This is a genomic window from Methylobacter sp. BlB1, from assembly GCF_015476545.1.
Taxonomy (GTDB): Bacteria; Pseudomonadota; Gammaproteobacteria; order Methylococcales; family Methylomonadaceae; genus Methylobacter.
Genome location: NZ_JADMKV010000119.1, coordinates 1 through 5,343, shown reverse-complemented (window position 1 = coordinate 5,343; position 5,343 = coordinate 1). Strand labels below are relative to the sequence as shown.

4 protein-coding genes are annotated in these 5,343 nt (G+C 45.3%); 1 reads left to right on the top strand and 3 read right to left on the bottom strand.

The genetic code is table 11. The features are described 5' to 3' along the window. The first annotated feature begins 398 nt into the window (after positions 1-398). Positions 399-986: a hypothetical protein gene (locus tag IT781_RS21295; protein ID WP_194972180.1), complete on the top strand. Its 588-nt coding sequence runs from the start codon at positions 399-401 to the stop codon at positions 984-986. 195 nt (positions 987-1,181) lie between these two features. Here IT781_RS21295 and IT781_RS21290 read toward each other — a convergent pair whose 3' ends face one another. The 3 genes from IT781_RS21290 to IT781_RS21280 all read right to left on the bottom strand — a co-directional run bounded on the left by IT781_RS21290 (position 1,182) and on the right by IT781_RS21280 (position 4,560). Continuing rightward, positions 1,182-1,493, bottom strand: coding sequence for a hypothetical protein (locus IT781_RS21290; protein WP_194972179.1), 312 nt, complete (start codon positions 1,491-1,493; stop codon positions 1,182-1,184). A gap of 453 nt (positions 1,494-1,946) precedes the next feature. After that, complete coding sequence (locus tag IT781_RS21285; protein WP_194972178.1) at positions 1,947-3,293, bottom strand: tetratricopeptide repeat protein; 1,347 nt, start codon at positions 3,291-3,293, stop codon at positions 1,947-1,949. Positions 3,294-3,615: 322 nt separating this feature from the next. Further along, positions 3,616-4,560: a hypothetical protein gene (locus IT781_RS21280; RefSeq protein ID WP_194972177.1), complete on the bottom strand. Its 945-nt coding sequence runs from the start codon at positions 4,558-4,560 to the stop codon at positions 3,616-3,618. Positions 4,561-5,343 lie beyond the last annotated feature (783 nt).

Below are 5,343 nucleotides of genomic sequence, written 5' to 3'. Positions count from 1 at the left end.
GGGTTTCCGCTAAAGCTCCAACCCAGCCTACACAGGCTGTTAAAAGCAAGTAACTAACACAATTTATTAAATCGATCTAACTTCAGCTAACTGCGTAACATTAGTTAGTATAACATTAATATTTCAAGCTATCCGGTGGTCGAGGCTTACTTGCGGCTTAAAAATCATCTGCCCGATAATACCTATCGCTTCATTTAGAATGGTTGAGTAATAGCCTGCGCTATATGATATTTTTGAACTCAATCGTACTTTTTGATAATCTTTCAATACTCATACTGAAGCTCTATAGCAAATAGTTATTTCTCTTGTTGTATCTGTCAGGTTAGCCTATTACCAGTACTGCAGCGCAAATAATATTCAGTATGTGATGTTAATCAAGACGGGCATCAATAAGAATAATGAAAAAGACATTCAGAGCAGAGATTTTACTAGCGATTTTTCTGGTATCCGTTACTGGTACACAAGCCAACTCCATGACCAAGATCGAGCCTAACGATCGCCTTGAAGCAGCGCAAACTCTTGATCATTTCGACAGTGAATTTGACAACGCTACCGTCATAGCTTGTGCCTCACGATATAGCGCTAATAATGATTGCTATGGTTACTTCTCATTCAGTCTAACTGACTTATCCAGAGCAATTACAGATATGGATGCTGATAGCATCGACACAGCGCATAACCTTTATGCAACCTATAATGACAGTGATGTTTTTAGTTCTGATAACGGGCAATATAATAATTCGTATGGTGACATTATTGAGACCTATCTGAATGCGAATTTTTACTATGCTATTGCTAAAGGTTACCAAAATCGAATGGCTCTAAGCGAAAGCGGCACGTTGCATATGTCAGCCAGCCATCCTTCAACTGTGTCGCTCCCCGCCATTTTTACGCTGGCTCTACTACCTACTGTTCTTACGTTGCTGTTGTTCGGTCTTGGAATAGTGGGTCTATTCACTCCTCGCAAACAGAGATCTATCGTTTAGAGCAATTGACTGACCAGGCTGGCTAAAATACCAAAAGAAGCGATACTTAAAATCTATGCGGAGATTTCGAGCCGGATTTTTAGTTGTCCCGAATAAACATCGGTTCTGCTCGCCGACCCTATAATCGGCGAGTACTTCGCCCAATCTGCGATATCCAGCCTCCGTATTGCAGGAAGCTGATCAACAATCCGTTCATTAGCCGCCTTTCTCTTTGCGAAGCATGTCTATTTTTTCGTGATGCTGCTTCCGAAACGCATCCCTTTCTTCCTTAGTTTTCATGCTATCCAGCTTCAGTAAATAATTGCACCGCTCTTGCTCAGTCATGAAATCAGCGCCATAGATATGAGAATAAACAGGCACATCTCCTATTCTACCGGTTAGCTCTTTAGGATTTGTATTAAAAGTTTCTTCTTGTTGCTCCGATTCAGATTGAGCGTAGGAAATGGAAGAAAAGAAAGCGACGAACAAAGATACCAGGAATGGCATAAACAGTTTTTTTTTCAACATGAAATATCTCCTTAATACTTTAGATAAATGGCGCCTTCTTCTTTAAGCAGCAATGAAATATTTCCGGACAAGGAAATATCTCTCAAGGCACCGAATCAACATAAGCAGGAGCTAAAATCGCTCCAAGGTTAATTCCACGAAAATAAAATCATACTTACTCGGCACCATCATAATGCTGAGAAAAGACAATTTTCCTGTTATTGTTTTACCTTAATGTGACTGAGTACTTCTTTGTTAGTTCATATCCGATTTCCAGCTACTGAAGGAAATATCCGGCCAGCAAGCAGCCACTTGTCCCCCTGCCCGCATAGCTCCGGTTATCCAAAGTCCTGTGGCTGCTTTTACATCCAGCAATCAACACGATTAGATAAGGCTGCTCCGATCAGTATCATTGCCTCCATAACGGCAAAGCCACTCCACATCCGCCGTTCAGATTGCCTTGCTGATCAAAATCTATTTTAAAGCAGCCGTCACCAGCAGTCCGATCACTGGCTGTCCTGCTTCCTTGCGCAGCACAACCGTGTCCGCCGCGCACATATCAAAGCCCGAAGCCGTCAAGGCAGCCTTTATATAATCATGCGTATGCGCATAACGGCCATGAGGGTTTAATTTAAAGCCGTTACCACTGTCTTCATTGCTCTTTTCCACGGTAAAAACCAGGCTACCCGCTGCATTCAGCGCATGCGCGGCAGCCTGCAGAAAAGGACCGAGCTCGCCAAAATAAACCAGTGTATCAGCAGAAACGATCAGATCGAATAAGGCTTTATACCGTCTTAAATATTCCACCAGATCAGCTTCGATCAGTTCGTCATAGACATTGCGCCCCTTTGCCTTGTTCAGCATGCCGGAGGACAGGTCAACTCCGACCAGTGTACGGGCATACGGCAGCAGCAAAGGCCCGCACAACCCGGTGCCGCAGCCTGCATCCAGCACTCTGAGCTCCTGTCGGGGCTCGGGAAAAAGCACGGAGACTGCCTGCGTGACCAACTCGGGCGCCCGATAATCAAGCCCGTTTAGCACTGTATCGAAGCTGGCCGCAAACTTGTCGAATATGTCCTGTATGTAAGCCTGTGAAGCCCGGTCGGGAATGTCTTCGCCTAAAAGGGCGGAAAGATGATGCTTCGCAATCGGACTCTCGGGATCGGCTTCGATCCAGCGCTGCAAAACGCTTCTGGCCTGCTCGGGCTGACCTGTTTTTAACATCATCCGCCACAAACTTTCATAAGCGTATTTATGGTTAGGTTTTATAGCAATGGCTTGCTGGTAGGCGGCTGCCGCCTCGTAGTATTCGTCCTGCTCCTGATAAGTATTGCCGAGATTCTGGAAGACATCGGCGTTGCCCGGACTTAGCTCGGCGGCTCTCAGCAATACATGCACCGATTCCTCGTACTCGCCTAGATTTCTTAGCACAACGCCCAGATTATTGCAGGCACTGGCATGATTGGGCATCATGTCGATCACTTTCCGATACGTTTCGGCCGCCTTTTGCATGTCGCCCGTCTCCTTGTAGACATTGCCCAGGTTATTGCAGGCGTCCAGGTAGAACGGATTGATCTGGAGCGCCTGAGTGATGCTGGTGATGGCCTTGTCGCTCTGGCCGGTCTGATGCAGCAGCACCCCCAGGAAATGCAGAGCATCAGGATTGTCCGGTTGGCTTTTCAAAATTGATCTATAGACTTTCTCGGCTTCACCAAAATGCCCCTTTTGGTGCATGCTAATCGCCGACGATAAGGCACTGCTCGGATTTGTCTGTTTTCGTCGCTTGTTTTTCTTGGCTGCAAGCCGTTCATTAGATTTCATGATATTTGGGTCTTATATCTGCTTGATTAAACCGCTATATCTTAATTGTAACCGGGATTAATGCCAGCCGCACTGCAATCATCCTACTTTATGTTGTTATGATTATTGGTCTTGGCGGAGGGAGAAAATTGTCCGTACCGCTGAAGCAGCAATTGGCTCCGCAGATAGTGGCAGTATCAACAGCATGATAGTTTTTTAAAGGCTTGCCCCGGCAATAAAGATCTATTTTTATGCTATTCAAAGGGGAAATGCATTGAGCCCGTGTTGCGCTCAATGTCAATGCGGTCTTTATTTTTCGTTAATGCGTTTTGTTCGTTTGAGTTCAATTGACGCCATAGACAATCTCAAAGATTTCCTCAATTGAAGCTGTTGATTCGTCAATGATATATACGCTGTTATTCGGATAGAAAGCATAGATTTTATCGCTCTGGTGCTTATAGCGAAATTGGTCACCATGCTGGATCATGGGCGTACCGATGCCTTTGTTAATGAAATCCTGAATCGCCTCAAGCTTCGGGCTGTAATAGTGCTTGACACCATGCACTACATTTTCCAGATGGCGTTCGTTTGGATTATCCAGATTAAGCAGCGCGTATAAATCATAATCACCGTGTATATATTGCATGCACGTAGAATGCTTGGCGCCATCCATCCATGCATGGCTGTTTCTCCAGTTCGGCACTGCCGCCTCATCAAAACTGGCAGGCGCATCTTCCCTGGAAATCATCAGGCAGCCATAATATTCACTGTTGATGTCGGTATCCACGGCAAAACAGCCTTTTTCGCTGCCATACCGCTTAAATATTTTTTTTGATTTTTCAAGGGGCGTTTTATCTTTAAGAAACTCATCCCAGGCCTCGACAGCTTTTGCATACTTTCCATCCTTAAAAGCCTGCGCCCCCGTCAAGGTAGGATCAACCACCAGGCCGGCGGTTTTTGCATGAATAATGTGGCCGGAAGCGAATGGTATATAAACGTCGCAATCGGCTGTCTTTGCCTTGCAGTCTATCGGCTTTGGATACATATTCTTATTGCCGATGTATTTCAACGACTCGGGATTGGTCGCTCTGACCAGGATAATGTGATTGAAGACCTGGGCCGCCGCTTTAAAAACATCAATGTCGTCCCGCCTGATGCCTAATCTGCTGTCGCCCCAGTCAAAGGGTTTGATCTTCCTTAATACGTGAGCGTGCTTGAACGAATCGCTGTGCATCTGGCTACGCCGGTTTGCCTGTACTTCAGGTTGTGCAAGTTTGCTGTATCTCATTGACTCTCCATAAATCCTGCCTGCCGACTTCATCTTATCCATATCCAACTGTCTATTTAGTCATTGATTAACCGGCATGGAGAGTTTGTATTCACTCTCCTCAATTTCAAGCAGGCTTCCCATGCAGAAACTGGCCGCAGTCTTCAATGTCCCGGTATTTTGAAGAACCGTCTGGAATCTCTCATCAATTCGCACTGAGAGAGCCGGTTACGAGGTATAACGCTCCAACTGACCTGCCAGAAATTAGAATTGCTTTAAACTCGGTTGATGTAAGTCCGGCAACTCCGAAGGACAATCAGAATCGCTAACTCCAGAGAGAAACCATTATTGCTTAATTTTATTTCGGAATTATTAAGAAATTCTTAGCTAGCGCAATAACGTGAGTTATTTATATCCATACGAAGGTTGCGGCAGAAAATCGACTTTAGCAATGCTTAATAAGGCCTACTTTACAGTCTTTTCATAATGAATATTGAATAATACTGGTTGTGGCCTCAGCACATATTCATAAAATATAATCGGATAAGGTATTTTAATATCTGATGTTACGCACGGAAGATTTTTCCCGTTATCGGTTCCCACGAAGGACCGCGGGAACCAGCGAGGCTGGCCAGCACTTGGAGTCTCCCATCTTCGTAGGGTACGCATCGCGTACCTGTTCAGAGCTTTTCGGCACACCGCAAGTCCGGAAGGGTACGCGATGCGTACCCTACAGTGGATTTCGCCTTGATCGATCTAACTTCAACTAACTGCGTAACATCAGTTAATATCGAGAGAGCCGCA

What these genes read in the sequence shown, in the direction of transcription:
- IT781_RS21280 (WP_194972177.1), bottom strand. Translation starts at nt 4,560, where the DNA reads ATGAGATACAGCAAACTTGCACAACCTGAAGTACAGGCAAACCGGCGT.
- IT781_RS21295 (WP_194972180.1), top strand. Translation starts at nt 399, where the DNA reads ATGAAAAAGACATTCAGAGCAGAGATTTTACTAGCGATTTTTCTGGTA.
- IT781_RS21285 (WP_194972178.1), bottom strand. Translation starts at nt 3,293, where the DNA reads ATGAAATCTAATGAACGGCTTGCAGCCAAGAAAAACAAGCGACGAAAA.
- IT781_RS21290 (WP_194972179.1), bottom strand. Translation starts at nt 1,493, where the DNA reads ATGTTGAAAAAAAAACTGTTTATGCCATTCCTGGTATCTTTGTTCGTC.